The organism is Pseudomonas hefeiensis (assembly GCF_030687835.1).
In the GTDB taxonomy this organism is placed as follows: Bacteria; Pseudomonadota; Gammaproteobacteria; order Pseudomonadales; family Pseudomonadaceae; genus Aquipseudomonas; species Aquipseudomonas hefeiensis.
Genome location: NZ_CP117449.1, coordinates 3,270,358 through 3,295,654, shown reverse-complemented (window position 1 = coordinate 3,295,654; position 25,297 = coordinate 3,270,358). Strand labels below are relative to the sequence as shown.

The 25,297-nt window shown below is 60.1% G+C and carries 21 protein-coding genes and 1 pseudogene; 7 read left to right on the top strand and 15 right to left on the bottom strand.

Annotation, left to right across the window (positions count from 1 at the left end):
* Nucleotides 1–41 precede the first annotated feature (41 nt).
* Nucleotides 42–788 carry a YkgJ family cysteine cluster protein gene (locus PSH57_RS14550; RefSeq protein ID WP_305383612.1) on the bottom strand — a complete coding sequence of 249 codons (747 nt, stop codon included), beginning with the start codon at nt 786–788 and terminating at the stop codon, nt 42–44.
* Nucleotides 789–994: 206 nt separating this feature from the next.
* Complete coding sequence (locus PSH57_RS14545; RefSeq protein ID WP_305383611.1) at nt 995–1,957, bottom strand: AraC family transcriptional regulator ligand-binding domain-containing protein; 963 nt, start codon at nt 1,955–1,957, stop codon at nt 995–997.
* A 67-nt stretch (nt 1,958–2,024) separates the two neighbouring features.
* Here PSH57_RS14545 and PSH57_RS14540 point away from each other — a divergent pair, with 67 nt between their 5' ends.
* Both PSH57_RS14540 and PSH57_RS14535 read left to right on the top strand, forming a co-directional pair.
* Entirely contained in the window at nt 2,025–2,876 is an 852-nt protein-coding gene (locus PSH57_RS14540; protein ID WP_305383609.1) for a sterol desaturase family protein, read from the top strand.
* Nucleotides 2,873–3,466 carry an NADPH-dependent FMN reductase gene (locus PSH57_RS14535; protein ID WP_305383606.1) on the top strand — a complete coding sequence of 198 codons (594 nt, stop codon included), beginning with the start codon at nt 2,873–2,875 and terminating at the stop codon, nt 3,464–3,466. The genes PSH57_RS14540 and PSH57_RS14535 overlap by 4 nt, the downstream gene beginning before the upstream one ends.
* Nucleotides 3,467–3,494: 28 nt before the next feature.
* Here PSH57_RS14535 and PSH57_RS14530 read toward each other — a convergent pair whose 3' ends face one another.
* Nucleotides 3,495–5,006 carry a methyl-accepting chemotaxis protein gene (locus PSH57_RS14530; protein WP_305415849.1) on the bottom strand — a complete coding sequence of 504 codons (1,512 nt, stop codon included), beginning with the start codon at nt 5,004–5,006 and terminating at the stop codon, nt 3,495–3,497.
* Nucleotides 5,007–5,190: 184 nt separating this feature from the next.
* On the opposite strand from PSH57_RS14530, the gene PSH57_RS14525 reads away from it, so the two are divergent.
* Complete coding sequence (locus tag PSH57_RS14525) at nt 5,191–6,339, top strand: MalY/PatB family protein (RefSeq protein ID WP_305383604.1); 1,149 nt, start codon at nt 5,191–5,193, stop codon at nt 6,337–6,339.
* A 191-nt stretch (nt 6,340–6,530) separates the two neighbouring features.
* On the opposite strand, the gene PSH57_RS14520 is transcribed toward PSH57_RS14525, so the two are convergent.
* Nucleotides 6,531–6,935: a VOC family protein gene (locus PSH57_RS14520; protein WP_305383602.1), complete on the bottom strand. Its 405-nt coding sequence runs from the start codon at nt 6,933–6,935 to the stop codon at nt 6,531–6,533.
* Between the two features lie 166 nt (nt 6,936–7,101).
* Here PSH57_RS14520 and PSH57_RS14515 point away from each other — a divergent pair, with 166 nt between their 5' ends.
* Nucleotides 7,102–7,959: an SDR family oxidoreductase gene (locus tag PSH57_RS14515; RefSeq protein ID WP_305383601.1), complete on the top strand. Its 858-nt coding sequence runs from the start codon at nt 7,102–7,104 to the stop codon at nt 7,957–7,959.
* Nucleotides 7,960–8,041: 82 nt separating this feature from the next.
* Here PSH57_RS14515 and PSH57_RS14510 read toward each other — a convergent pair whose 3' ends face one another.
* From PSH57_RS14510 to PSH57_RS14500, 3 genes are read right to left on the bottom strand one after another with little or no spacing between them, the layout of a single operon-like run.
* Entirely contained in the window at nt 8,042–8,488 is a 447-nt protein-coding gene (locus PSH57_RS14510) for a DUF421 domain-containing protein (protein WP_305383600.1), read from the bottom strand.
* A gap of 7 nt (nt 8,489–8,495) precedes the next feature.
* Entirely contained in the window at nt 8,496–9,014 is a 519-nt protein-coding gene (locus tag PSH57_RS14505) for a hypothetical protein (protein ID WP_305444666.1), read from the bottom strand.
* Between the two features lie 12 nt (nt 9,015–9,026).
* A complete protein-coding gene (locus PSH57_RS14500) occupies nt 9,027–9,527 on the bottom strand; it encodes a CinA family protein (protein ID WP_305383598.1) in 501 nt (166 codons plus the stop codon).
* A gap of 165 nt (nt 9,528–9,692) precedes the next feature.
* On the opposite strand from PSH57_RS14500, the gene PSH57_RS14495 reads away from it, so the two are divergent.
* A complete protein-coding gene (locus PSH57_RS14495) occupies nt 9,693–10,304 on the top strand; it encodes a Yip1 family protein (protein ID WP_305383597.1) in 612 nt (203 codons plus the stop codon).
* A 25-nt stretch (nt 10,305–10,329) separates the two neighbouring features.
* Here the strand turns inward: PSH57_RS14495 and ligD are convergent, their stop codons facing one another.
* From ligD to PSH57_RS14475, 4 genes and pseudogenes are all read right to left on the bottom strand, one after another.
* On the bottom strand, nt 10,330–12,963 hold the full coding sequence (ligD, locus tag PSH57_RS14490; RefSeq protein WP_305383596.1) for a DNA ligase D: 2,634 nt from the start codon (nt 12,961–12,963) through the stop codon (nt 10,330–10,332).
* On the bottom strand, nt 12,960–14,123 hold the full coding sequence (locus PSH57_RS14485; protein ID WP_305383594.1) for a carboxylate-amine ligase: 1,164 nt from the start codon (nt 14,121–14,123) through the stop codon (nt 12,960–12,962). The genes ligD and PSH57_RS14485 overlap by 4 nt, the downstream gene beginning before the upstream one ends.
* Entirely contained in the window at nt 14,095–15,096 is a 1,002-nt protein-coding gene (locus PSH57_RS14480; RefSeq protein WP_305383592.1) for a class I SAM-dependent methyltransferase, read from the bottom strand. Before PSH57_RS14480 ends, PSH57_RS14485 begins: the two co-directional genes overlap by 29 nt.
* Before the next feature lie 9 nt (nt 15,097–15,105).
* Nucleotides 15,106–16,494: pseudogene (locus PSH57_RS14475) on the bottom strand (iron-containing redox enzyme family protein).
* 280 nt (nt 16,495–16,774) lie between these two features.
* Here PSH57_RS14475 and PSH57_RS14470 point away from each other — a divergent pair.
* Entirely contained in the window at nt 16,775–18,112 is a 1,338-nt protein-coding gene (locus tag PSH57_RS14470; RefSeq protein ID WP_305383589.1) for a cation:proton antiporter, read from the top strand.
* A 4-nt stretch (nt 18,113–18,116) separates the two neighbouring features.
* Here PSH57_RS14470 and PSH57_RS14465 read toward each other — a convergent pair whose 3' ends face one another.
* Nucleotides 18,117–18,653, bottom strand: a complete 537-nt coding sequence (locus tag PSH57_RS14465; RefSeq protein WP_305383588.1) for a hypothetical protein — start codon at nt 18,651–18,653, stop codon at nt 18,117–18,119.
* 157 nt (nt 18,654–18,810) lie between these two features.
* On the opposite strand from PSH57_RS14465, the gene PSH57_RS14460 reads away from it, so the two are divergent.
* Nucleotides 18,811–19,041 carry a hypothetical protein gene (locus PSH57_RS14460; protein ID WP_305383586.1) on the top strand — a complete coding sequence of 77 codons (231 nt, stop codon included), beginning with the start codon at nt 18,811–18,813 and terminating at the stop codon, nt 19,039–19,041.
* Nucleotides 19,042–19,068: 27 nt separating this feature from the next.
* Here the strand turns inward: PSH57_RS14460 and PSH57_RS14455 are convergent, their stop codons facing one another.
* The 3 genes from PSH57_RS14455 to PSH57_RS14445 form a co-directional block, all read right to left on the bottom strand.
* Complete coding sequence (locus tag PSH57_RS14455) at nt 19,069–21,000, bottom strand: hybrid sensor histidine kinase/response regulator (RefSeq protein WP_305415847.1); 1,932 nt, start codon at nt 20,998–21,000, stop codon at nt 19,069–19,071.
* Between the two features lie 110 nt (nt 21,001–21,110).
* A complete protein-coding gene (locus PSH57_RS14450; protein WP_305383585.1) occupies nt 21,111–23,432 on the bottom strand; it encodes an ATP-dependent DNA helicase in 2,322 nt (773 codons plus the stop codon).
* A complete protein-coding gene (locus PSH57_RS14445; protein WP_305383584.1) occupies nt 23,429–25,081 on the bottom strand; it encodes a VRR-NUC domain-containing protein in 1,653 nt (550 codons plus the stop codon). The genes PSH57_RS14450 and PSH57_RS14445 overlap by 4 nt, the downstream gene beginning before the upstream one ends.
* Nucleotides 25,082–25,297: the final 216 nt, after the last annotated feature.

Below are 25,297 nucleotides of genomic sequence, written 5' to 3'. Positions count from 1 at the left end.
CAATGGATTGGGATGCACAAAGTGATGGCTTCGCCAGATGCCTAAAGATTCTGAAAGATATAGCCGGCTGACCGTCGATCATCCAGCGCGACACCCGCTTGCCCCAATCGTTGGGCCAAGGCCGGCGTCTCGACCCGCACTTTCCAATCCCGGCGTGCCGGTGCCACGGGGGCGTGGTCGTAGCGCATGATCGCCTCAGCCAACTGTGCTCGATCTGGAAAGTACACCGCCAACGCGTTACCTTTCCAAGCGGTGACGTTCATGCCCATCGCTTCACACAGCGCAATCTTGGCCCGGGCATCGTCCCTGTCCGCCTGGCGGGAACGTTCGATCTGATCGGTCAGAATCGGATCGACGACGCGGTCGGTAAACAAGACCTCGCCCGCCTCCCATACCTCAGGAGGACAGGCCTTGTCGGCGGGACGCAGGGCAACGAACGGATTGATTTCCATCGGGTAGATGCGACAGACCAAAGGCCGCTCTTCATAGATGCCGCAACGACCATCGTCGCCGAGATTGCGGCACTGCGTCAGCGCATTGCCCGCGAGTACCGCAACGACTCGAATCTGGGCATCGCCACTGGTGACTTCCACGGCCCGTTGGGCGCTGTGGGCGAATTGTCGAGGCTCCGAAGGCCAGGTTGACTCATCGAACGCCTCCAGTACCACCGCCACCTCATGTCCGCGCTGCAGCCACTGTCTTGCCTCGTCCAGCGTCAGTGGAATCAGCCGACCCTTGCAGCAAATCCCGCAACCGTTGCAGGCAAAGCGGATCGCGTTGTTTTCCATATCAAGCACTCGCACACATGTTTTCGAACGCCTACAGAAGCCCCCGCCACTCGGATACAGGCGTGGCAGGGCCTCAGGGTCGCGAGAGTATGTGGAGCGAAACGCCAATCCGCTTGCCGGATCCGCCGGCATGTTTGCCTGATCCAAGGTGATTTCAGGTATCAGCTCTTGGCAACCCTTCAGGCGGGATACTGGGAACGCGGGCCTTACTTAACGGCACGCCATCTGCGTCGTGCATGCAAATAGGCGGTCGTATCGCTGTAACCCAGTTGGGCGGCGATCTGCGCCTGGGGCTCGCCTTGCATTTCCAGGAGCAACTCCAGTTCGGCGCGGACCTGGTCGAGTAACTGCCTGAAGGTCGTGCCTTGTTCCTCAAGGCGCCTGCGCAAGGTCCTCGGCGTCTGGTGCAGTGCTTGCGCCAGATCGACCAGCGTTGGCGTTTCGCCTTTGGCGAGTGATCGCCGAACACCGTCGGCCAGCCTGGCCGACCAACCGGTGAAATGGCGATGCGCGGCAACCCGGCGGTCGAGCTCCTGTGTCAACAGCTCCAACATGCCGTGATGACGTGTCTGCATCGGCAACCGCGTGCTCGGGGCATCGAAGTAGAAACGATTAACCAGGCAGTCGAACTCGATACGGTCGCCGAACCATTGGCGGTATTGCTGGTAATACGATGGTCGCGAATGGGCGAATCTGGCAAGCGTCGGCTGTATATCCTGTCCCGTTCCTCGCCGTAATTGCGTAATGGCCATCACGCCGTAATGTTCGACGACGTGCCGCGCCAAATCCCCCGGCGCATCGACACTCAACTCGACCCCCAGGCCGTTTTCATCGTTGAGCAAGCGCACCGTGTCGGTGTCCGAGGCGAGCGCTGCGTACCGCGCCCAAAGCTGCATGGACGACAAGACGTCAGGGCTGTACAGGCAGAGATAAGCCAGGACGTGCCAGTCCTGAGGCGTAAACAGCGCAAACAATTTCAAGCCGATCGCCGGATCGACGTGCGCCGCCTCGCGCCAGAGCTGGTCCAGTTCGATCAGGTTGTAGTCTTTTTGCCTCGCGCCAGCATGACTGTCCAGGAAACGCTCCAGTACCTGGCCCAATTTGCCCCGGTGAAAGCGTTGGGGTGAATGATTGACCGCTTCTCGCTCGATTCTGTCCGTTTCGCGCATTGGGAGGGCTGACTCACTGGCTTCTAATGAAAGGGCATTGCCCGCTGGGGCCTTAATCGAGAGTGCCATGAATACAACAATGCTCGCCAATCCTTCTGCAGTCGTGGCCGGGATATTCCTCGCCTTCATTTTGCTGGAACTTGCTTGCTCGGCCTTGCGCCAGTCATCGGGCGGCAGGCGTGACGTGCTGATTGAAGTCATCGGGTCCGGGATCCTGGTGGCAATCACCTTCCCCGCCGTCATGTGGCTGAGCGGCAAGTTGCTCAGCCTGGTTGCGCCACAATTGAAAGATGCGCTGGTGGCGATCCCGTGGGCCGTCGGGTTTGTGTTGTTCCTGCTGCTGGACGACATGACTCAATACTGGTGGCATCGCCTGACTCACCGGGTGCCCGTCCTCTACGCGTTGCATCGCGCCCATCATTCCGCGCCCTACATGAGTGTACGGATCGTTTACCGCAACAACAGCTTCTACTACATGCTCATGCCCGGTATCTGGCTGTCCGGCATGTTGATCTACCTGGGCCTTGCACCGGTCTACTACGTGTACCTGATCATCAAGATGACTGTGATTTTCGCCGCACACAGCAGCGTTGCGTGGGATGACAAGCTTTACGGCATTCGCGTATTGCGGCCTCTGGTCTGGCTTCTGGAACGGATAATTTCCACCCCGTCCACGCACTCTGCCCACCATGGCTTGACGGCCGACGACGGAGTCACTCATTACAAAGGCAACTTCGGCAACCTGTTGTTTCTATGGGATGTGCTGTTCGGCACGGCAAAGATCACACGTCGACGCCCGCCGGCCTACGGAATCGAGCATCTGTCACCGATCAGTTGGCAAGAGGAATTGTTCTGGCCCCTCGTGCGCTCACGCCGTACCGCGCCCAAGACCAGCGCACGACCGGAGGTGACGCAATGAGTCGCCACATCGTTGTGCTGGCGGGCTCCAACCGAGGGGACAGTCAGTCACTCAAAGTAGCGCGCTATCTGCGCCAGCGACTGACGGATCTCAACCTGTGTGACGCCAGCGACTTGATTGACCTGGCCGCCTGCCGACTGCCGCTTTGGCCGGAAAAAGACCACGATGAGGTGTGGCGTACCCAACAGTCGATTCTTGCCAAAGCGACGGCACTGATCGTGATCAGCCCGGAGTGGAATGGCATGGCCTGCCCCGCGCTGAAGAACTTCTTCCTCTATGCGGGGATCAATGAACTCGGGCACAAGCCCGCGCTGTTGGTGGGCGTCTCGGCTGGACTTGGCGGCGCCTATCCCATCGCAGAGTTACGTGCGTCGAGCTACAAGAATTGTCGGATCACGTACTTGCCTGAACAGCTGATCATTCGGCATGTGGAGTCATTGCTTAACGGCCAGGAGCCGGTCCACGAAGACGACAATCGCATTCGGGGCCGGGCTGATTGGGTGTTGCGCATGCTCTGCCAGTATGAAGTTGCGTTTCGCGAGATACGGCTGGCGCTCGAACATCCTCCGGCGTTTTCTACCGGTATGTAAGCGCTGTCGTTACGGCAGATCCCGCCGCTCAGGCTGTCCCACCTTTGCCATGAAACGCCTGCCCCAACACCTGCAACCGTTCCGCCAACGGCGGCAGGCACTGGCTGCTGCGAGTCAGAATTCCGATGTTATCGGCGTTGCGCTCTGCCACGGCCTGGACACTTTGCAAGCGCTCATTGATGCCCATCGAGGCCTCGGACTGTTCCTGGGTGGTGCTGGCAATCAGGTCGTTGAAGTGGTTGATCACCGCGATGTCCTCCACCACCGCATGTAGCAGTTGCGAGGCGAGTTGGCTGGCGGATACGCAACGTTCCACCCCGTCGCGGCTGTCTTGCATGGCAGTGGCGGCCTGGCGGCTGCCCTGTTGCAGCTTGGCGATGATTTGTTGGATTTCTGTGGTCGATGCCGAGGTCTTTTGCGACAGCGTTCGTACTTCGTCCGCCACCACCGCAAACCCGCGCCCCTGTTCTCCGGCCCGGGCGGCCTCAATGGCGGCGTTGAGAGCCAGCAGGTTGGTTTGTTCGGCGATGCTGTTGATCACGTCCAGCACCTGGCCGATCTGTTGCGCCTGCTCGGCCAGGCCTTGCACGGTTTCGTTGGTCAGGTTGAGGCGCCCTGCCAGTTCGACAATTTCCTCGCGGGTCTGGTCAACGGTGCTGCGCCCTCGGTTGACCTGTTCGCTGGCCTGGCCGGAGCGTTGCAGGGTCTGGTCGACATGCCCTGCAATGTTGTCCATGGCCTGGACCAGATGGCCGATCGCGCCGCTCATCTGTGCCACTTCATCCAGTTGATGCCTGGCGCCGTCTTCCAGCGTCTGGCCGACTTGGGACAAGTCCCGGCCCAGGTCCGAAAGGTTGCGGGTATCGCGTACCACGCCGTCTACCAGATTGGTCACCTGCTGGAGGAAATGGTCAAAACGTTCGCCCGAGGAGATTTTGGCACCCTGGACTCGATGGGTATCGGCACCGCTGCTCAACTGCGTGGCGGCGGCCAGCACTTTGTCGAGCACCTCCTGGTTGTCGGTGGCGTCTGCGAGGGTTTGGTTTGCCAGGTAAATCAGGATCAGGCTTTCCACCACGACATAAAATGCATGGAGGAAGATCATGCTCCAGCCGCCGTGGCTCGCCATGACGAACACCGGATAGCCCTGATGCTGAAGCCAGTGAAAACTGACGTGGTGAATGGCGATGGTTGCGGCGGCCACGACGATTGGCAGCCAGTCGCGGTAGAACGTCAGCACCGCCAGCAGTACGAAAATCCCGAAGTGAAACTCGATCACGCCACGGGTCTGGTTGATGTGCAAAGCCGCCATGACCATTAACGCCACGGCGATGACACAACGCATGGCGCGGGTGCCGGCCAGGCCGCGATAAAGCACGGTGGTCAGCAGGCAGGTCGTCGCCCCCACCAACAGCGCCTGGCTGAAGGTGGAGTGCAGGAAGGCCAGGCACAGAGAGTAGGCAAAAGTGAGCCAGAGCAGCCCCAGCATGATGCGATCAGCTTTACGGTAGTGATCGTTAAAGCGCACGGGCGATGTCATGGGGGCTGTCCTTTTCGGGGGCTTGGAGGGTCCGTTACCAATGCTGGTCACAGGCCTTATCGGCGTGTCGGAATGGAACTGTAGCTGATTACCATTGATTAGTGGCACTACGCCATCTACCTTTTTTCAATGATCTTTGCTTTATGATGTTTGCCATCTCAATCCCAGACCTGATGGAACCACCATGACTTTCGATTTCGACACGGTATTGGAGCGCCACGGTACCGGTAGCACCAAGTGGAGTCGCTACCCCGCCGATGTGTTGCCCATGTGGGTGGCTGATATGGACTTCCCTGCTCCGCCGGTGGTCATCAACGCGCTATACAAACGCCTCGAACACCCGATGCTCGGCTACAGCGTGGCCCAGGACTCACTGCGCGCCGCCATCGTTGCGGACCTCTGGAACAAGTACGCCTGGCGCGTCGAACCCCTGCAAATCGTATTTTTGCCAGGTGTCGAACCAGGGTTCAACATGGCGCTGCACGCCTTGGTGGAGCCTGGGCAGAATGTTGTGGTACAGGTGCCCAATTACCCGCCGCTGCGTAATGCCCCCGCTCACTGGCAACTGAACAAAGTTGAACTGCCGTTCAACCCGCTCAGCGGCGAATTCCACACGCCCCTGGCCGCGCTGCGTGACGCGTTGCAGGGTGGCGGTGCGCTGTTGCTGAGTAACCCTCACAACCCGTTGGGCAAGGTGTTTGCCCGGGAAGAACTCAAGGCTGTGGCAGATATCTGCCTGGAACAGAATGCCTGGATCATCTCTGACGAAATTCATGCCGAGCTGTGCTTTGACGGTCGTGTGCACATCCCCACCGCCACCCTCAGCCCGGAGATTGCCGAGCGCACCATCACCCTGATGTCGGCCAGCAAGGCCTACAACATTGCCGGGCTGAAAACTTCATTCGCCATCATTCAAAACGCCAAGGTGCGCGAGCGGGTCAACAGCGCGCGGGCCGGCATGGTGGATAGCGTCAACGCCTTGGGCCTTGAAGCGACCCGCGCGGCGTACAGCGAAGCTGGCCCGTGGCTGGAAGAATTGAAGACCTACCTGCAAGCCAACCGCGACTACCTGGTCGACGCCGTGAAGACCCGCCTGCCAGGCATCACCATGACCGTGCCCCAGGGCACTTACCTGGCCTGGCTGGATTGCTCGGGCCTGGGGTTGGACGACCCGCAGGGCTTCTTCCTGAAAGAAGCCAGGGTAGGCCTGAGCGCCGGACTGGATTTTGGCGACGATGCCGGGCAGTTCGTGCGCTTGAACTTCGGCTGCCCACGGGCGCTGCTCGAGGAAGGGATTGCGCGGATGGAGCGTAGCCTGAAGGCTAGGGGCTGATCTCTCCAGGTGACTTGAACTCATCTGTGGCGAGGGGATTTATCCCCCGCTGGGCTGCGCAGCAGCCCCAATGAAAAGCCTATGAGACTAGCCTGACACACCGAGTGATCCGTTTTAGGGCTGCTGCGCAGCCCAGCGGGGGATAAATCCCCTCGCCACAAATAGGTCCACTCCAGAAACTGGGTGCTCAGCTACTCATCCATATCCGGCGCATAAACAAAGCACAACTTGTTCCCCTCCGGATCCCGACAATACGCCCCGAAATACCCTTCCGAGTACTGGGGGCGCGGGCCTGGCGGGCCTTCGTCGGTGCCGCCCAGGGCGATGGCCTTCGCCCAGGCGGCATGCACGGTTTGCGGTGAATCGGCGGCAAAACTCACTTGCATGCCATTGCCCCAGGTCGCGGGCAAACCATTGAACGGCAGTTGCACGAACACCTGAGGCCAACGCTTGCCGGGTTGATGCCAGCCTTCTCCCGGCGGGCCCGAGTCGTTTTCGCTGGGCAGGCGCACCAACCCCAGGCAACCCAGCACGGCATCATAAAAAGCGACCATTGCTGGTAGATCCCGCGCGCCGATCTGTATGTGACTGAACATATGCCCTACTCCCTATCTGCATTCGTCCAACATTAGCCGATGCTGATTCTCGATTGACAAAACGCCTCGCATCACGCTCATCGACCGGGCGCAGAATCCGACCGAACTCTGCCTGAAGGCCCACAGTCCACCCTCCATCGACTACACATCCAGCATGGAGAATGTCATGGCTGACTACCCTACCCCACCCTTTCCAAAACAAAGCCAACCCGTGCCCGGCACTCAATACAAGATGGACCCGTATCCAGACTGCGGCGAACAGAGTTACACCGGTTCCGGGCGCCTGGAAAGCAAGATCGCGTTGATCACGGGCGCCGACAGCGGCATCGGTCGTGCCGTGGCGATTGCCTTCGCCCGTGAGGGTGCGGACGTTGCCATTTCCTATCTGGACGAGCATGAAGACGCCAGGGAGACTGCCCGTTGGGTGGAACAGGCCGGTCGCCAATGCCTATTGCTGCCCGGTGACCTTGCGGACAAGGCCCAATGCCGCAAGATCGTTGACGAAACTGTCGCCCGCTTCGGGCATATCGACATTCTGGTCAACAACGCCGCATTCCAGATGACCCACGAAAGCCTGGAAGACATCCCCGACGAAGAATGGGTGCGCACGTTTGATATCAACATCACCTCGATGTTCAGGATCTGCCAGGCCGCCGTCCCGCACATGAAAGCGGGTGGTTCGATCATCAACACCAGTTCAGTCAACTCTGACATGCCCAAGCCGACTCTGCTGGCCTATGCCACCACCAAGGGCGCCATCGCCAACTTTACCGGCGGTCTGGCGCAGATGCTCGGGCCCAAGGGCATCCGGGTGAACAGCGTGGCGCCAGGGCCGATCTGGACACCGCTGATTGTCGCGACAATGCCTGAGGAAGAAGTGCAGAACTTCGGCTCCCAGACGCCCCTTGGCCGCCCTGGCCAGCCGGTGGAAGTGGCGCCGATCTATGTACTGCTGGCTTCGGACGAGGCCAGCTATATTTCCGGTTCCCGATACGGGATAACGGGCGGCAAACCGATCCTTTGAACCAGGCCGCGACGCGAATCTGTTGTGGCGAGGGGATGTACCCCTCGCCACAACGAATGTGAAGTGTGTTCGGACGGCCGGCTCACTGTTCCTTGGCGATCACCGAAATCTTGCCGTTACGCTCGATAATGGCGAACTTGATCTGCTCCAGCGTCTCGATTCCCTGGCTCGACCGTGCCGCTTCCATGATGTCTTCTTCTATGAGTCGGGCATGGCGCATGCGCGCCTTCAGTATTCGCCCATCCTCCACAATAATGGTCGGTCCGCCGTCAATCAGTTGCGAGACCCATTGGGAGCGTTGCTTGAGCAACGACAAGCCCACATCGATGGCAATCAGCGTCACGATCACCATCAACGAATTGGTCAACGAGAAATCATCCCCCAGCAGCGCCTGTTGGGTGGCCTCGCCGATGATCATCAGCAGGACAAAATCAAACGTGGTGATTTCTGCCAGGGAGCGACGCCCAGCAATCTTGAACAGTACCAGCAACGCCACGTAGATCGCGGCAGCCCGCAGCACAGAGTCCATACGTCACCTAGGGAAAAATAAACTGATTGAAACTGACCGTGGCACCACCGGGCGTGGCGATACGACTGTGATAGCGCCCCAGCCCATCGCCCAGCAGTGACAGATACAGGCTGGCCTCTCCCTTGGCATCCGCCTGGACCCAAAGCTTCAGGCCCCGCTCTGCACTCGCCGAGCGCACGGGCTGGGGCTGGAGGGTTTGCACTTCGAAACCCTCCAGCCACTGGCCGACCAGTTCCACCTCCAGCACAGCGTTGGGCTGCCCCTTCAGATGAATCACCATGGGATTGGTAGAGCCGTTGCGGTGGAACATTTCGTACTCGACGCCAAGTCGGCCATCACCGCTGTGTACCTCTCGGGTGCTCAACGGGCCGCGAGAGAACAATCCAAGCAGCGTCAGGATCACCAGCAATACCAACACGTACCAGCCCACCCGCTCGAAACGCCAGACCTTGAGCTGGTAGGCCATGTCTTCGCGGACCGGGAACTCGCGGCTGCGCAATTCCTCTGGCTCAGTGTGATGGCTCATGATGTTAGTCCCCTATCTGCGTTCACCCGCCAGCGCGCGTTGATGAAAGTGCCGCAGCTGCACAAGCGCATGTTCGGCGGCCCACAGTTGAACCTGGTTGCGCGTCCCGAAAAACCTTTCCTGGCGACTGAACAGCGCCCGCTCGCCGCCCATATCGAACGCCCAGGCAAAACAGACGGTACCGGCTGGAATACCGTCCATATCATCCGGCCCGAGAATGCCGGTGGTGGCCACGGCGACGTTGGCCTTGGCGTCGCGTAGGGCGCCAAGGGCCATTTCTTCGGCCACTTCACGGCTGGTGAGATTGAAGGTGTCGATGGTGCACGGGTTGACCCCCAGCAATCGTTGCTTCGCCTCCGGGGAATACACCACGTAACCGCTTTCAATCAGCGCGCCGCTGCCCGGCACTTCGGCCAGCAGGGTGACGATCTTGCCGGCTGTGCAGGATTCGGCCGTCGTCAGGCGCAGCTCGTGTTCACGCAAGTAATCAACCAGGGAGCAAGCAACGGTCATGGCATACAGTCCTTCAGGGATGCTGATGGATTGACCCCGGCCGTATTGATTCATTCCCTCTGATCATGCCGTCCACGCGTACTCCAAATAAATGAACCCCCGGCCGATCCGGTACCTCAAATCCGTATGGGCCTCACCAGAGGCTGTACTGATCAGGAGGTCGTCATGTCCGCCCCTTTCGTCAAACTGTTCACCCATCCCGAGTTTGCCTGGAAAGACATCCGCGAACAGGAACAGGCTCACCCGCGTCATTATCTGGCTCACTTGTTGTTACTCGCCCTGATTCCCGTGGTGTGCCTGTTCATTGGGACCACCTGGACCGGCTGGAGCCTGGCTGAAAACGAAACGGTACGGCTCAGCACTGCCAGCGCCCTTCAGTTGAGTGTGCTGCTGTACCTGACCATCGTAGCCGGCGTGATGCTCATGGGGCTGTTCATCCGCTGGATGTCGCGCACCTTCGATGCCCGTCCGACGGTCAACCAGTGCATTGGTTTTGCCGCCTACACCGCCACGCCTTACTTCCTGGCCGGGATTTTCGGGCTCTACCCCAACCGCTGGCTGGCGGTAATTGCGCTGGCATTGGCGTCGGTCTACTCGACCTTTTTACTGTTTGTCGGATTGCCCAAGTTCATGACGCTCAACAAGGACCAAGGGCTGTTGTACTCGGCCAGTGTGTGGGGCGTAGGACTGCTGGTGCTGGTGACCATCCTGGTGGAAATGATCCTGCTGTGGTTCAACGTGTTGCAGCCGGAATACCTGCGCGTTCCAGTGGGCTGATGCGTCCGGGAGGCACCGAGCAAGGCTACTTATCGGTCTTTTTCATACCAATGCGCCGGCGCATGTCGGCGGTGATGCTTTGGCGGGTCTTCTTCAAACCCGCCCAAGGCTCGTGACCCACTTGCGCCAAACGCTCATGGACGTTGTGCACGTTCCACAGATTCGCGCCTTTGAGCTCGGCCACTTCCTCGCGAAAGATCGGCACCGACACCGGCAACCCTTCACGGGTACGGGCGGCATAGGCGCAGATGGTGGTGGCGCCAAGACCGTTACGCAGATAGTCGATGAAGATCCGCCCTACCCGGTTCTTCGGCCCCGAGACCGCCGAGAAACGATCCGGCAACAGCTTGGCCATGTGGCTGACAATCGCATGACTGAAGCCCTTGACCTCGTCCCAGCCCAACTTGCGGGTCAATGGCACGACAATGTGGATCCCCTTGCCACCGCTGGTCTTGAGAAACGCCTTGAGCCCCAACTCATCGAGCACCGACAAGGTCAGTTGCGTCGCCTCCACCATGCTTTTCCAGGGCAACGCTGGATCCGGGTCAAGATCGAGAACAAAGCGATCAGGCTTGTCCAGGTTCACCGAAGTGGCATTCCAGGTATGTAGCTCCACCGTGCTCATCTGCACCGCGCCGATCAACGCTTCGGGATTGTTGATGATCATCACCGGCTGTCCGGTCAGGGATTTGTCCAGGCTGGTGATGCCAGGGATCGCCAGGCGCTCGGCGTTTTTCTGGAAAAACAACTCACCGGCAATGCCATCCGGCGCCCTGACCAGCGCCACGGGGCGATCGGCCAGTTCTGGCAGGATGAATTCGGCGACGCTGGCGTAGTACTCGGCCAGTTGCAGCTTGGTCGTGCCGCTGCTGGGGTCGATGACCCGCTCCGGGTGGGTAATGCGCACCTTGCCGTCCATGGCCGACGCCTGAGTCTTGTTGGCTTTGGCTTTCGCCGGGGATTGGGTTGGCCCCGTTTCAGGTGCGTCTTTGGCTGAGGCTTTGGTCTTTTCAGCGGTCTTTTTCACCGGTTTGGCTCGCTCCTGGGTGATTGCTTTGGCCGGTTTATCGTTGCGCAAACCATGAAACACGGCATGACGCACCGAGCCTTCCTTGGTCATCTCGGCAAACGCCACTTCCGCGAGCAACGTCGGCTCAAGCCAGTGCACACCTTTGGCGTCGTATCCGGTGGGTGGGTTGACCACCGCAGTCTTCTTTCTTTCCAGGGGCAACAACTGTTGGTGAATGCTTTTGAGGGTTTGTTCGTTGAACCCTGTGCCGACCTTGCCGGCATAGCGCAGTTGGCCGCTGTCGGCATCGTGCAGCCCTAGCAACAAGGCACCGAAGCCGTTGCGGGCGCCCTTGGGGTCGCTGAAACCGACGACGACGAACTCCTGGCGATTCTTGCACTTGAGCTTGATCCAGTCGTTGCTGCGCCGGGAAACGTAGGCACTGCCCATCCGTTTGCCGATCAATCCTTCCATCTGCATTTGGCAGGCGCTGTTGAGCAAGGCTTCAGGGGGTTCTTCGAAGGCATCGGAAAAACGCAGCAACGGGTCTTCGTTGCGCTCAAGCACCGCTGCCAACGCCGCCCGGCGTTGTTCCACCGGCACTTTGCGCAGGTCCATGCCATTGAGGTAAGGCAGATCGAACAGGTAGTAGGCAATCTTGTTGCTGCTGCCGGCGTCGAAAGCGTTCTGCAGGGCCTGGAAGTCCGGAACGCCTTGCTCATTGGCCACCACCATTTCACCGTCGAGCCAGGCTGATTCCAGCCCCAATCCGGCCAGCGCCTCGGCCTGCTTGGGCAGCTTGTGGGTCCAGTCATGGCCGTTACGAGTGATCAACCTGACGTCGCCGTTTTCAATACGGGCCATGACGCGGTAACCGTCGAACTTGATTTCATAGAGCCATTCGCCGTCAGGCGCGCTTTCCACCAGCGTGGCCAGTTCCGGTTTGAGCGTCTCGGGAACGGGCCCGGCGATCGCGCCGCTGAGGGTGGTTTTCGAGGTTTTTTTCGGCGACTTCGCCCTGGTGGTCTTTTCAGGTGGTTTGACTGCCTTGACCTCGGCGGCTGCCTTGCCACGGCGCTTGGGCATAATGGTGCGATCGCTGAGCACGCTGTCCGGCTCGGCCTGGACTACGTCGTACTCGCTTTCGGGGCGTGCCGCTGCGTCCTGGTGCTTGATCAGGAACCACTGTTCCTGCTTGCCGGGCATGTGGGTGCGCACCAGGTTCCACAGGCCGCTGAGCTTTTCCCCTTGCAGCTCGAACTTGAGCCGGCCCTTTTCGTAGGCCTGGTGGGCATCGCCCTGGGGAATCCACACACCGCGGTCCCAGACAATGACGTCGCCAGCGCCATAATGGCCTTCGGGAATGTTGCCTTCGAAGGTCGCGTAATCCAGCGGATGGTCTTCAACATGCACTGCCAGGCGCTTGGCCTTGGGGTCCAGGGACGGCCCCTTGGGTACCGCCCAGCTCTTGAGCGCACCGTCCAGTTCCAGCCGAAAGTCATAATGCAGCCGCGAGGCGTCGTGCTTTTGAATGCAGAACTGCAAGGCATGGGCGGTTTTCGCCGATTTGCGTGAACGCTTGGCCGCCGGTTCCGGGGTGGCGGCGAAGTCACGCATCCGGTTGTAATCCTCCAGGGTCTTGCTGCTCATGGACCACCTGCCACTTGCAATAGCGAGGGGGCGGCCACGGGCATCCCGGCAGTTTCTGACAACAATTGATCGACCACCCTGCTCAACGCGTGCTCGGTGGAGTCGCCCAGCAGCAAACCTTGTTCGTAGAGCACGATTTGCCGATCAGCGCTGGTGCCTTCCTGCACGATACGCCGTGCTTGCTTGAACACATCCTCAACGCCCAGGGCGGCGGCCGTTTCGCCAAAAGTCTGCTCCGCCAGTGTGATCCACTCCCCGATCATCAACGGCCGCTCCTGCCCCTCCAGGATGAATTCGGCCAGGATTCCATGACGCTTGGCCCGCCAGCGATTTTCCTTGAGGATCCAGTGGGAGGTCAGGCTGAAGTGCGCGCCGGGCCGCGGTTGTGCAATGGCATGGGCTACCATCAGGCGAAACAGCGAGGCCAGGCACAGGACATCTTCAACGCGCGGGCAGGCATCGCAAATCCTCAACTCCAGCGTGGGATAACGCGACGAAGGCCGCATCACCCACCAGCAATCGCTGGGCTGGCGAATGGATCCGGTGCGCATGAGCATGTCGACGTAGCCGGCAAACGCCGATTCGTCCTCGAAGAACTCCGGTACGCCCATGCGCGGCCATTCATCGCAAGCGACCTGACGGTAGCTGCTGAACCCGCTGTAGGCGCCATTCCAGAATGGCGACGAAGCACTCAGGGCCAGGAACATCGGCAGCCAGGGCAGCACCTCGTTCATGACCCGGACACGGTCTTTATGGGCCGGCACCTCTACATGCACATGCAGGCCCGAGACCACGCTACGTCGGGCCACCCGTTGGTAATCGTCAAACAGTTGCTGAAAGTGCAGTTCGTCGGTGGGCTGCAAACCCTGGGTCGCCATGGGATGCGATCCGGCGCTGAGCAGACCCAGGCCATGGGCGGCCAGACACTGGGTCAGGCCTGTGCGGACCTGGGACAGGTAATCGGTCGCCTCGGGCAGGTTGCGAAAAATAGGCGACGCCATCTCGATCTGACACTGGAACATTTCATGGGCGAAATGCTTGCCCAGTAGCGCCTGACACGCCGCAACAACCTCTGTCGAGGGCTGATCCGGCATGCAACGGGTTTGCAGATCGGTGATGAAATACTCCTCTTCAATGCCGAACTTCAGTCGCCTGCTCATCGATAGTCCCTCCGATACCCGCGCCGATGCGGGTTACAACCAACGCCACCACGGCGATCCTTTCTACGTCCTGGTAACCCGGGGTGAGCAGTTCCTCACCAAACACGTCCGGGTCCAATTCCTTGTAAGTCCAGCCGAAATCCGGCGAGTCGCGCCAAGGCTCAAGCGCCTCGAGAAACGGATCACGACCATCGACCATCGCCACGCCGGTGTAGAGCACCAGCGAGCCGCCGGGCGTAAGCCGTGGCAGGGCCTGTTCGACAATGCGCAGCGACAGCCCGGCGCCCAGTGCGCCACCGCCATGACGGTAGGCCCGTTCGCTGGGGTCGGCCATGTACGGCGGATTGGCGACAATCAGGTCGAAGTCGCCCTCCACATCCTGGAGGACGTCGCTGCGGGCGATCTCGACGTTGGACACCTCGGCCAGCGCCGCGTTGACCGCGCTCAGGCGCAGGGCCACCGGATTGATGTCCACGGCCAGCACCTGTGCCTCGCGTCGGGCGCGGGCAATGACCAGCGCCCCGACACCGGCGCCACAGCCAATGTCCACGGCCCGATGTATCGCCGTGAAGTTCTGTTGCAGATAAGTATGGATCAGTTGGGCGAAACGGTAGCTGTCGGGGCCGAAAAACACCGCGTCGTTGGCTTGGGTGGGAAATTGCGAATGGGCGAACAACAGGCCATCCAGGCTCGACCAACGCACGCGGCTGTGCAACAGGCCGTCGCGCGCTTCCAGCACCTCGGCTTCCTGCAATTGACGCTGTTCATCGGCGCTGATCAGGCCAGGGACAAACGGGCGCGACCAGCCGAACACATCCCTTAGCGTCCTGGAGCGTTCATTGCCTGGACGTTGGTTGACGCGCTCGTGGGTCAAAGGCGTCGGGGTAATGAAGCGATAGCCGTCGGCTTGTAGGCGTCGGCCCAATTGCAACAGCGCCAGGTCGGGTTCGGACAGGCGTTCTTCCTGATTCATGCAGGGCTCCTAACGCAGTGCGGATTTGAGTTCGATGAATCGACGGGTCGCCAGCAGTCCCGCTGGATGGCTGTGGCAGCGGGCTGAGAGCCAAGGCACGAGGGTCTGCATCTGTGCGTCGGGCGCCTGGCCTTGCCAGGGTCTGTTGCAGGCTCTGCACATCGGGATCCTCGATCGGCATGTGCGGCTCGCAGGCCGCGCCATGGCTGCGTCGTGGACTTTTCCTCGCCCCCGCCTTCATCCAGTCACCGGCGATCCAGTCGTGCAGCAACTGTTTTTCATAGGGGCTGAACACGCCGAACATGGCCGCACCCGCCCCTTCTATCAGCGTCCAGAAGCGACTGTTCTGCGGATCCTCATGACGTTTGATCCAGCCTTTGTTTTGCAGCGCCGTCAGGAAGCCCTCCAGCTGTCCAGGCGCTGCGAGCCATTGATTGACGGTCTTGCCGTCGAACCTGCAGTAATCGGAATGCATGTGCTGGCCGAACGGACGTTTGCGTTCGAGCATTTCCAGCACTTCGCGATACAGGTCGAACGACTCGATGATCGTCCGGCTGCCTTGGCCCAGGTCATTGAGGCGATAACCCAGGGTGACCCTGCGCCAGAAGTCTTCGCGGTCCGCCTCCATCGGCATCAGTTGCAGCAGCGACTGGATGGCCTTGTGGGCATGACCGGTGCTCGCGTTGTCAATCGTGACGTGGAGGGTGAAGTAGTAAGGGTCGATGTCCAGTTCAGTCAGCTCATAAGCACTGATCAACAGGTGCAGCGGCAATTGTTCGTAACCCAGGTTGTAGCCGACTACTTCAGGCAGGTATTGATCGCTGGCATATAACCCAAGGCCAATTGCACGGCACCTTGCAGGTAGCGCTCGTCGTCGATGTCCGGCGCGTCCGACAGGTCGTGTTCGGCGAGCAACTTGCGATAGATCACCACATGGTTTTGCGACGGGTTGCCGTCTCCCAACTCCTCCAGATAGGTGCATAGCAGCCCTTCGAAACGGTGGTCCTGCCAATGCTTGAGCACGCCATACAACCACGCACCGTCCACCAGTTTGGTGGGCGCCACGGCTTGCAGGAAATACAAGGCGTGGGCCTTGCAGGTGAAAAACTCTCGGGGGCCAGCGTTTTTGCGCCGCTCCAGATAATCGGCGTACTGGCGGGCGACACCGGCGCTGTGTTGCTCGACCCAGGCTTGCAGGGCCGTGGGGTTGTCGGGCATTTCCACGGGTAGTGCCGCAGCCTGCGCCACGCATTGCTGAAGGAAGGCGTGGGCGACGGCTTGCTTGTCAGCATCGTCGGGGCCATGGAGCAGCCGTTCATAGCATTGGCGCACGTTCCCGGCATCGGTGAATGAATGCTCGGTGGCAGGCCGGGATTGGAGGGGTGTCAGCGCAGTCATAAGGGCCTCTTGGGTTCTCGGCAGGACGCTGAATCAGCACGTCTCTAATTTTGCAGAGCACCGGAATCGACGAAAAATTCCCTTGAGTTGAAAGGCTGCCGGATAAACGGAACCGTTTCGCTTCGACGGGAACCCTCGCTTGGCTGCGGCCCTCGAATGAATGACAGGAGCCGGATACTGGCTTCACGGTGTCCGTTTCACCTCGGGGCTATCTCTAGGGCTATCTATCTCTAGAAGCTATCTCTCAAAGCTATCCCTCGAGGCTATCCAAGGAGCAGCAATGATTTTCACGGTATGGGTTGCGGTGCTCGGCGCCGTGTTGCTGACCTTGGCCCTGACCTCCTCCTACCTGCGCTGGATGCCGGTGACCACCTCGGCGATCTGCCTGGGTTTGGGCGTTGCCATCGGGCCGGCGGGCCTGGAGCTATTGAGGCTGGACATTGCCGATTCCTCGGCCTGGATGGAGCACCTCACGGAAGTCGCGGTGGTGTTTTCGTTGTTTGTCAGTGGCCTCAAGTTACGCTTGCCCCTCAAGCACCGAAGCTGGCGGGTGGCCTACACGCTGGCCGGCCCAGTGATGATCCTGACCATCGCGGGGCTGACCCTGACCCTGCATTACCTGTTTGGTCTAGGTTGGGGTGTGTCGCTGTTGATCGGCGCGATCCTGGCGCCCACCGATCCGGTGCTCGCGGCGCTGGTGCAGGTCAACGATGCCCGGGATGATGACCAGGTGCGGTTTGGCCTGTCGGGGGAAGCCGGTTTGAACGACGGCACAGCCTTCCCCTTTGTGATTCTGGGCCTGTTGTTGCTGCGCGAGGACGACCTTGGCTTTCTCGGTGACTGGATGCTGCAGGATGTGTTGTGGGCGGTGCCGGTCGGTTTGCTCACCGGTTACTGGATGGGCCGCGGTATCGGCTGGTTGACCTTGTCGATGCGCATCAAGAACGCCGACAGCACCCTCTCGCCCAACGACTACCTGGCCCTGGCGCTGATTGCCCTGGCCTATGTCGTGGCCGAAGCCCTCCAGGGCTATGGCTTTCTTTCGGTGTTTGCCGCCGGCCTGGGCCTGCGCCAGGCGGAGGTGCAATCGACTGATGAACACTCACTTCCGGCGGAGCATCTGGTGCAACCGGTCGCGGGGCACGAAGTTGTCACCCCCCGGGACGCGGTCCGGGGTGACGCCGAGTCTCTGGAGGACGGTCAGGTGGCCGCAGGGGTCATGATGAGCGATATGCTCGCCTTCGGTAGTCTAGTGGAGCGCTCCATGGAAGTGTTTCTAGTGACGCTGCTGGGGGTGGTGCTTGCCACTCATTGGGACTGGCGGGCGCTGGTTATCGGCGGCTTGCTGTTTGCCGTGATTCGCCCGTTGAGCTTGTTGATGATGCCTTGGGGGCGGCTGCTGGACAGACCACAACGGCTGCTGATTGGCTGGTTCGGCATACGCGGCATCGGCAGTCTGTTTTATCTGTTCTATGCCGTGAACCATGATTTACAGCCAGAGATGGTCCGGCTGTGCATCAATATCACTCTCTCAGTGGTGGCCCTGAGTATTTTGCTCCATGGCTTGAGTACTCAACCGATACTGGCCTGGTATGAGCGCCACAAAAAAACGAGCTGAGCCCTCAGCCCCCAGGATCACTCACCTGGATATAAACCGCGTACACCCCCAGCAACACCCAGAACGTGGCAAAGATCCATGGCGTACGCACCGAAAACAGCAACGACTTACGATAACCCTTGTGGGTCGATTCCTGCTCGCTGAACAGCGGGAACTCGTCATAGGCCAGGCCCATCAACGGCTCTGCGCGCAGCAACTCGCTTTGCTTGAAATGCCAATGGTCGATGATCTCGTAAGCCGCGCGAATCCCCGGCCAGGCGTTGAGCGAGCTCAAAAAACCCAGCAGAGCCAGGAACGGCGGCACGATCAAGGTGAACAACTTGCCCCACTCCGGATTCAGGTTGGCCATGCATGAGGCAAAGGCAATCACCAGGAAGGACTGGGCGGCCAGGTACGCGTCGGTTCGATTGGCCAGGATGCTGGTTTCGTACTGGATCTCCCGGCGATAAAAATCCAGGCGTTCCTTGGGCGAGCCGAACAGCTTGGCATTGTGTTCCGTCAGTTCTTCATCCGGCGTCTGACTGGTGAGTATTCTGGGCATTGCGCAGGCTGCGCCTCGGGTATGGGTTTGGGACTTGTTAGAAGAAATGCGGGACAGGCAAGTTCCCACCAACAGACCAGAGGTGTGACCTGAGCGCAACGAAACACTCACTGGTCGTCACGGTCTCTAAATCATCAAAAAGCTTGAGGAGGGAACTGTGGATTATCTTGGATGGGTGCAATGGCCGGCGATGGTGGTGACGGTGTTGGCCGCCTGGCTGATCGGCTCACGTCAGCCCCGACGGCGGGTAGCCGGGTTCAGTTGTTTTATCGCGAGCAATATCCTGTGGGTCGTCTGGGGGCTGCATTCAGACGCCTATGCGCTGATCGTGCTCCAGTTCTGCCTGTGTGCGATGAACTTGCGAGGGTTCAAGAAAAATACTCAATGAACCTGTGGCAGCTCCAGGCGTTTGGGTCTATTTCATCGCCTGCGCAATGACCTGCACCAGGTCGATCTGCTTGAACGGCTTGGTCAGCCGCGGCAATTGCGTGGCGAACCCTTCCAGGCGTTCGGCGTAGCCGGTGGCCAGGATGATGGGTAGGGTTGGATGACGATCACGTAACAGTTTCGCCAACTGTGCCCCGTCCATCTGCGGCATGGCCATGTCGGTGATTACCAGATCGATGTCCGGATTGAGCTCATACATCTGCAGCGCCTGAGCCGCTGATGAGGCGCAAAGCACGCGGTGGCCCAAGTCTTCGATCAGCAGCCGGGTGCTGGTCAGCACCAGGCTGTCATCGTCCACGACCAACACCCGGAGCTCGTTCACCGGCTGTGGCGTCGTGGCCTGGGGCGGGGCCTCGTCTGGCGCCGAATTGTCAGCTACGGGCAACCACAGCTCAGCGGTAGTGCCTTCGCCTTTGCGGCTCTTGAGCATCAGGCGACCACCCAATTGCTCGGCCAGGCCATGCACCATGGACAGACCCAGGCCAGTGCCCTTGCCTACCCCCTTGGTGGTAAAAAACGGGTCCACGGCCGAAGCCAGCGTTGCCTCGTCCATACCCTCGCCCTCGTCGGTGATGGACAGGCAAATGTATCGCCTTGGCGCCATCGGCGTGTCCTTTCCTGCCTCGGTGCCTGAGCGCTCCTGGGCGGTGATCAGTATCCGCCCCCCATGCGGCATGGCATCCCGAGCGTTAGTCGCCAGGTTCAGGATGGCCAGTTCCAGTTGGTTGACATCGGCCAGCACCGGCGAAAGCGCTTGGGCAAAGTCAGTCTGAATGTGTATCGATGGGCCGATGGAGCTTTGCAACAAACCACTGATGCCCTGCACCAGCGCCGACAGTTCCACCGATTCGGAGGACAGCTTTTGCCGGCGGGCGAACGCCAGCATCCGTTGCGTCAGCGAAACACCGCGCAGCGCGCCCTGGGTGGCGTTATCCAGCAATTGGGCGAGTTTCGGATCGCTGGGCATGCGTTTGCGCACAATTTCCAGGTTACCGAGGATCACCGTCAGCAGGTTATTGAAGTCATGGGCGATGCCACCGGTGAGCTGGCCGATGGCTTGCAGCTTCTGCGACTGGAACAGCGCTTCGCGAGCCTGCTCCAAGGCTTGCTGCGCTCGGGTGGCATCGGTGATATCGCGGGTGATTTTGGCAAAACCCAGTAGCGTCCCTGTGTCGCTGCGGATCGCGTCAATGACCACATGAGCCATGAACCGCGTGCCATCCTTGCGTATCCGCCAGCCCCTCTTTTCGAAGCGCCCTTCACTGGCGGCGATACTCAAGGCACGCTGTGGCTCACCGGCCTCGCGGTCCTCAGGGGTATAGAACATGGAAAAATGCCGGCCGATGGCTTCCGTCGGAAGATAGCCTTTGATCCGTTGCGCGCCCAGGTTCCAGTTGGTCACCTGGCCGTCTGGGTCGAGCATGTAGATGGCGTAATCGGTGACGCTTTGCACCAGCAGGCGGAACTGCTGTTCGCTTTGCTTGAGGGTTTCCTCGGCCATCTTGCGATCGGTCAGGTCGCGGGTGATCTTGGCAAAGCCAAGCAAGTCGCCGCTCTGACTATCGATGATCGGGTCAATGACGACATGGGACCAGAACAGCGTTCCGTCCTTGCGCACCCGCCAGCCCTCGCCTTCGAAACGGCCCTCGCGCAGGGCCGTCTCCAGCGCCCGTTGCGGAAGACCGTCTGCGCGATCCTGGTCGGTGTAGAAGCGGGAAAAATGCTCGCCCAGGATCTCGGACTCTTCATAGCCTTTGAAACGCCTGGCACCGGAGTTCCAACTGGTGATGATGCCCGAGGGATCGGTCATGTAGATGGCGTAGTCGACCACGGCATCGATGAGCAGGCGAAAACGCTGTTCCTGGTTGATGAGTGCGGTCTTGGGGGCGTCTTCGAGCATTTTTTTGGCCAAGGCATCCAGAAGGATTTTTTGCGAAGTATGGAGCAAGTGCGGCATCGGAAATAGTGATTAAATCCGTGGGAATCAGCAGCTTGGTCGCGATATGAGATTCACCACAGATCCTCTGTAGAGGCGAGCTCACTCCCACAGCAGTTGTGCTGCTCTTGACTAACTGACCACCAGCGCGGCAACAAGTGCTGCACCCTCGCCTCACCGAATCGATCATCGATCAACATCACCACCCCACGATCCTGCTGCGTACGAATGACACGGCCTGCAGCCTGCACCACTTTTTGCAGACCGGGATACAAGTAGGTGTAGTCGTAGCCATCGCCGAAAATAGCCGCCATGCGCTGCTTCATCTGTTCATTGACCGGGTTGAACTGCGCCAGCCCCAGGGTTGCGATGAACGCACCGATCAGGCGGGAGCCCGGTAAATCAATACCCTCCCCGAACGCACCGCCCAACACCGCAAACCCGATGCCCTGGCTGTGCTCCATGAATCGCTCGAGGAAGGCTTGTCGGGGCGCTTCGCCCATGCCGCGTGATTGTGACCAGGTGGCAATCTGCGGGTGGCGCTCGGCAAACAGTCCGGCCACTTGTTGCAAGTAATCAAAACTGCTGAAGAACGCCAGATAATTGCCCGGCCGCTCGCTGAACTGGCGAGCCATCAACGCGACGATAGGTTCCAGCGACGCCTGGCGATGGGCAAACCGGGTGGAAATTCGGCTGACGATCTGGACATCGAGTTGTTGGGCCTGGAATGGCGATTCCACATCGATCCATACGGTGTCCGCCGGGGTCCCCAACAGGTCGGTGTAGTAATTGCGGGGGCTCAGGGTGGCGGAAAACAGCACGCTGCTGCGGGCTGCCGTTAGCCTTGGTCGCAGGAAACCGGCCGGCACCACATTGCGCAGGCACAGGGTAGATGCGTTTCGCTGGCGGCCGTATTCACGCTTGTGTATGTCGAACAGAAAGTGCTCATCAAAGGATTCCGCTACCCGGGAAAACTGCAAGGCATCGAAGTAAAACGCCTGTAAGCCGCTATCCAGGCCCTGGGGATGGTCATTGAGATAATCGCTGATAGCCGTGGTACACAGCGACAGAGCCTGGAGCAGTTTGTCCGGTGGTTTTTCATACGCTTGATAGACCGCAATCTGTGGCTCATGCAGCGCGTTCCACTGGCGGTTGACCCGTTGCAAGGCTTTCTTCAACGCCTCGGGCGCGGTTTTGCGCACCGCTGCCAGGCTGGATTGATCGAGGGTCGCGCTGTACATCTGCCGCCCCCGCTCCACCAGATTGTGGGCTTCATCCACCAGGGTCGCGACGGTCCAGCCATTGGCCTGAGCCAGGCCGAACAGCAAGGCACTGAAGTCAAAGTAATAGTTGTAGTCAGCAACCACCACGTCTGCCCAGCGGGCCATTTCCTGGCTCAGGTAGTACGGGCAGATATCATGGGCCAGAGCAATATCGCGCAACGCCGCCTGATCGAGCAGCGTGACCTGGCTCGCCGCCGCACGGGCGTGCGGAAGCCGATCATAGAACCCTCGGGCCAATGGGCAGGCTTCGCCATGGCAAGCCTTGTCCGGATGCTCGCAGGCTTTGTCCCGGGCGATCATCTCCAGCACCCGCAACGGCATTGACGGTGCGCTTTGGGTGATCACCCGGGCCGCATCCAACGCCAGTTTGCGCCCTGGTGTCTTGGCCGTGAGGAAGAACACCTTGTCCAGTCGCTGTGGTGCCAGTGCCTTGAGCATCGGAAACAAGGTGCCAACGGTTTTGCCAATGCCGGTGGGCGCCTGGGCCATCAGGCAGCGGCCGGTGCTGACGGCCTTGAACACTGACTCGGCCAGGTGGCGTTGCCCGGTCCTGAAGCCGGCGTGAGGAAATGCCAGTGTTTGAGCGCCGAGGTTGCGCGCCTGGCGGTGAGTCATTTCCTGTTCGGCCCAGGCGAGGAACAGCGCGCACTGTTGTTCAAAGAAACCCTCAAGCTGCGTCGCTTCGAAGCTTTGGGTGAGGCAGGTTTCCTTTTCGCTGACGATGTCGAAGTAGACCAGCGCCACGTCGATCCGCGGCAGTTGCAGCTTCTGGCACATCAGCCAGCCGTAGATTTTCGCCTGGGCCCAATGCAACTGGCGATGATTGGCCGGTTGCTTGTCCAGGTCGCCCCGGTAGGTCTTCACTTCTTCGATGCAGTTGCAGGCCGGATCATAGCCATCCGCCCGGCCTTTGATCTTCAGCGTCTGGTAGCGGCCCTCCAGGCTCACTTCGGCCTGGTAACCCTCACTACGCCGCGAGGCCACGGTGCGATGGCCGACGATCCCTTCCATGGCCGTGGGCGACGGCGTAAAGCGCAGGTCCAGGTCGCCGGTCTTGGCGGTGAACTCGCACAATGCCCGAACGGCGATGCTGTAGCCCGGTTCCTGGGTCATGCGCCCTGCTCCGCCCACTGCACATAGCAGACGGCGACGGGCATCTGGTGTTCGTGACAGAACTCCAGCCAGCGCAATTGATTGTCTTGCAGACGGTCGCCGGGGCCTTTGACTTCGATCATGCGGTAGGTCTTGTGTTGCGGCCAGAACTGGATCAGATCCGGCATGCCGGCGCGGTTAGCCTTGATATCCAGCAGCAGGCGGCTGAACCAGTGCTTGAGGTGTTCGGCAGGCAGGCAATCGAGGGCTTGATTGAGCAGCTCTTCGGACAGCGCGCCCCAAAACACGAAAGGCGACTGCACGCCCCATTTCTCTGTGTAACGACGAACAATGGTGTCCCGGTAACGTCCGTCGTCGAGCTCCGTGAAACAGGCCGCGAACAGCTCGGCGCGTCGGTCGTGGAAGTCTTCGTTGAGCAGGTCCACCGGCCCGCGCTGGAACGGGTGGAAAAACGCCCCCGGCAACGGGGCAAAAATCACCGGCCAGCAGAGCAGGCCAAACAGCGAATTGATCAGACTGTTCTCCACGTAGTGCACCGGCGCGGTTTCATCGTGCAGATGGGCCTGGACGTGGTACTCCACCGACAAGGCCGGATCGACACGAGGCAGGTGCAGGTCCAGCCGCTGCACCTTGCGCGCCATGATTCGCGGCACCGGTGGCCCGCCCAGCTTGCGGCGTAGCCGGGGCAGGATCCTGAGCAGTGCCTGGGTTTCGGCGGCGCTTTGCGGCGCCTTAGCGGCCGCCTCACCCCATTCAAGGGCTTGGGTGTACTCGCCGATGCGCTCCAGCACCCGGATCATCCGCAAACGTGCGCCGGGGTAGCTGCAATCGTGATAAATGCGCAAGGCCAGGCTGAAATCGCCGGTGCGCTCGCCGTGCTGGCCGATCTGGAACAGCAGCTTGCCCCGGCGCCGCTCCAGCCACGGATTGTCCAGGCTCATGGCATGGACGTGGGCAACGATCTCTTCAAGAGGCTCGTCGGCTTCGAAACGCTGCTGACATTCGTGCAGAAACAGGCAGGCATCGACATCCTGGCGGCTGCGCAGACCACGGGATTGGGTGCTGAACTCGACGGTTTCATAGGTGAAGATGCCCAGGTCCGCCAGCACGAACTCTGACCAGTCCTGATAGAGATTGCCGAAAAACAGCAACCGCAGCCGGTCGCAGAGGTTCATGATCGTCAGGCTGAAGAGACGGTCTTCGAGTTGCGGGCACCAGCTGCGAAAAGGCTGTGGTTGATCGAAATGACCCTGCAAGGACTCCAGCCACTGGCCCTTCGTCGCCTTGGGGTGTTCGATCAGGTGACCCAGGCACAGGATGATTTCCTGTTTGAGCAGCACCTCGAACAACTCGACAAGACCAAGAGGCGCCTGATCCTCGACCCAACCCTGAGCCAGCAGCGGTTCGATGGCGCTGCCAATATCACCGATCTCTGGGTAATGCAGCTTGCTATGGCGAAAATGCAGCCCCTTGCGCATCACCATGCGTACCAGTAAGCCCTGGGAGGCGCGGGGCAAAGTGGGGAAATGCTCGATGAAGCGTTGCTCCTCCGCACTGAGCACGTCGGCATAGCGCTGCGTCAGCCAGGCGAGCACCTGCTGAAAGTTGTTCAGGTAGTAGAAAGGATCGTCGAGAGGGTTATTCGTCACGGAAAGAATTGCCACGCATGCTGGAATACTGGTTATGCGTACAGATATCAGCTGCGACGGGCCCAGGCAACTGCAAAAGATGAGTGGTCACCTGCATTTAGCAGGGAAATCCTACGGTCAATGATGAACTTTCCTACGGCAAGCGAGACCAATGGCGGTTAACTACAGTGATGGCGCGGTCTAATCAACTGAACTGCGTCTTTTTGATTGAGAGGT

What these genes read in the sequence shown, in the direction of transcription:
- PSH57_RS14550 (WP_305383612.1), bottom strand. Translation starts at nt 788, where the DNA reads ATGGAAAACAACGCGATCCGCTTTGCCTGCAACGGTTGCGGGATTTGC.
- PSH57_RS14545 (WP_305383611.1), bottom strand. Translation starts at nt 1,957, where the DNA reads ATGCGCGAAACGGACAGAATCGAGCGAGAAGCGGTCAATCATTCACCC.
- PSH57_RS14540 (WP_305383609.1), top strand. Translation starts at nt 2,025, where the DNA reads ATGAATACAACAATGCTCGCCAATCCTTCTGCAGTCGTGGCCGGGATA.
- PSH57_RS14535 (WP_305383606.1), top strand. Translation starts at nt 2,873, where the DNA reads ATGAGTCGCCACATCGTTGTGCTGGCGGGCTCCAACCGAGGGGACAGT.
- PSH57_RS14530 (WP_305415849.1), bottom strand. Translation starts at nt 5,006, where the DNA reads ATGACATCGCCCGTGCGCTTTAACGATCACTACCGTAAAGCTGATCGC.
- PSH57_RS14525 (WP_305383604.1), top strand. Translation starts at nt 5,191, where the DNA reads ATGACTTTCGATTTCGACACGGTATTGGAGCGCCACGGTACCGGTAGC.
- PSH57_RS14520 (WP_305383602.1), bottom strand. Translation starts at nt 6,935, where the DNA reads ATGTTCAGTCACATACAGATCGGCGCGCGGGATCTACCAGCAATGGTC.
- PSH57_RS14515 (WP_305383601.1), top strand. Translation starts at nt 7,102, where the DNA reads ATGGCTGACTACCCTACCCCACCCTTTCCAAAACAAAGCCAACCCGTG.
- PSH57_RS14510 (WP_305383600.1), bottom strand. Translation starts at nt 8,488, where the DNA reads ATGGACTCTGTGCTGCGGGCTGCCGCGATCTACGTGGCGTTGCTGGTA.
- PSH57_RS14505 (WP_305444666.1), bottom strand. Translation starts at nt 9,014, where the DNA reads ATGAGCCATCACACTGAGCCAGAGGAATTGCGCAGCCGCGAGTTCCCG.
- PSH57_RS14500 (WP_305383598.1), bottom strand. Translation starts at nt 9,527, where the DNA reads ATGACCGTTGCTTGCTCCCTGGTTGATTACTTGCGTGAACACGAGCTG.
- PSH57_RS14495 (WP_305383597.1), top strand. Translation starts at nt 9,693, where the DNA reads ATGTCCGCCCCTTTCGTCAAACTGTTCACCCATCCCGAGTTTGCCTGG.
- ligD (WP_305383596.1), bottom strand. Translation starts at nt 12,963, where the DNA reads ATGAGCAGCAAGACCCTGGAGGATTACAACCGGATGCGTGACTTCGCC.
- PSH57_RS14485 (WP_305383594.1), bottom strand. Translation starts at nt 14,123, where the DNA reads ATGAGCAGGCGACTGAAGTTCGGCATTGAAGAGGAGTATTTCATCACC.
- PSH57_RS14480 (WP_305383592.1), bottom strand. Translation starts at nt 15,096, where the DNA reads ATGAATCAGGAAGAACGCCTGTCCGAACCCGACCTGGCGCTGTTGCAA.
- PSH57_RS14470 (WP_305383589.1), top strand. Translation starts at nt 16,775, where the DNA reads ATGATTTTCACGGTATGGGTTGCGGTGCTCGGCGCCGTGTTGCTGACC.
- PSH57_RS14465 (WP_305383588.1), bottom strand. Translation starts at nt 18,653, where the DNA reads ATGCCCAGAATACTCACCAGTCAGACGCCGGATGAAGAACTGACGGAA.
- PSH57_RS14455 (WP_305415847.1), bottom strand. Translation starts at nt 21,000, where the DNA reads ATGCTCGAAGACGCCCCCAAGACCGCACTCATCAACCAGGAACAGCGT.
- PSH57_RS14450 (WP_305383585.1), bottom strand. Translation starts at nt 23,432, where the DNA reads ATGACCCAGGAACCGGGCTACAGCATCGCCGTTCGGGCATTGTGCGAG.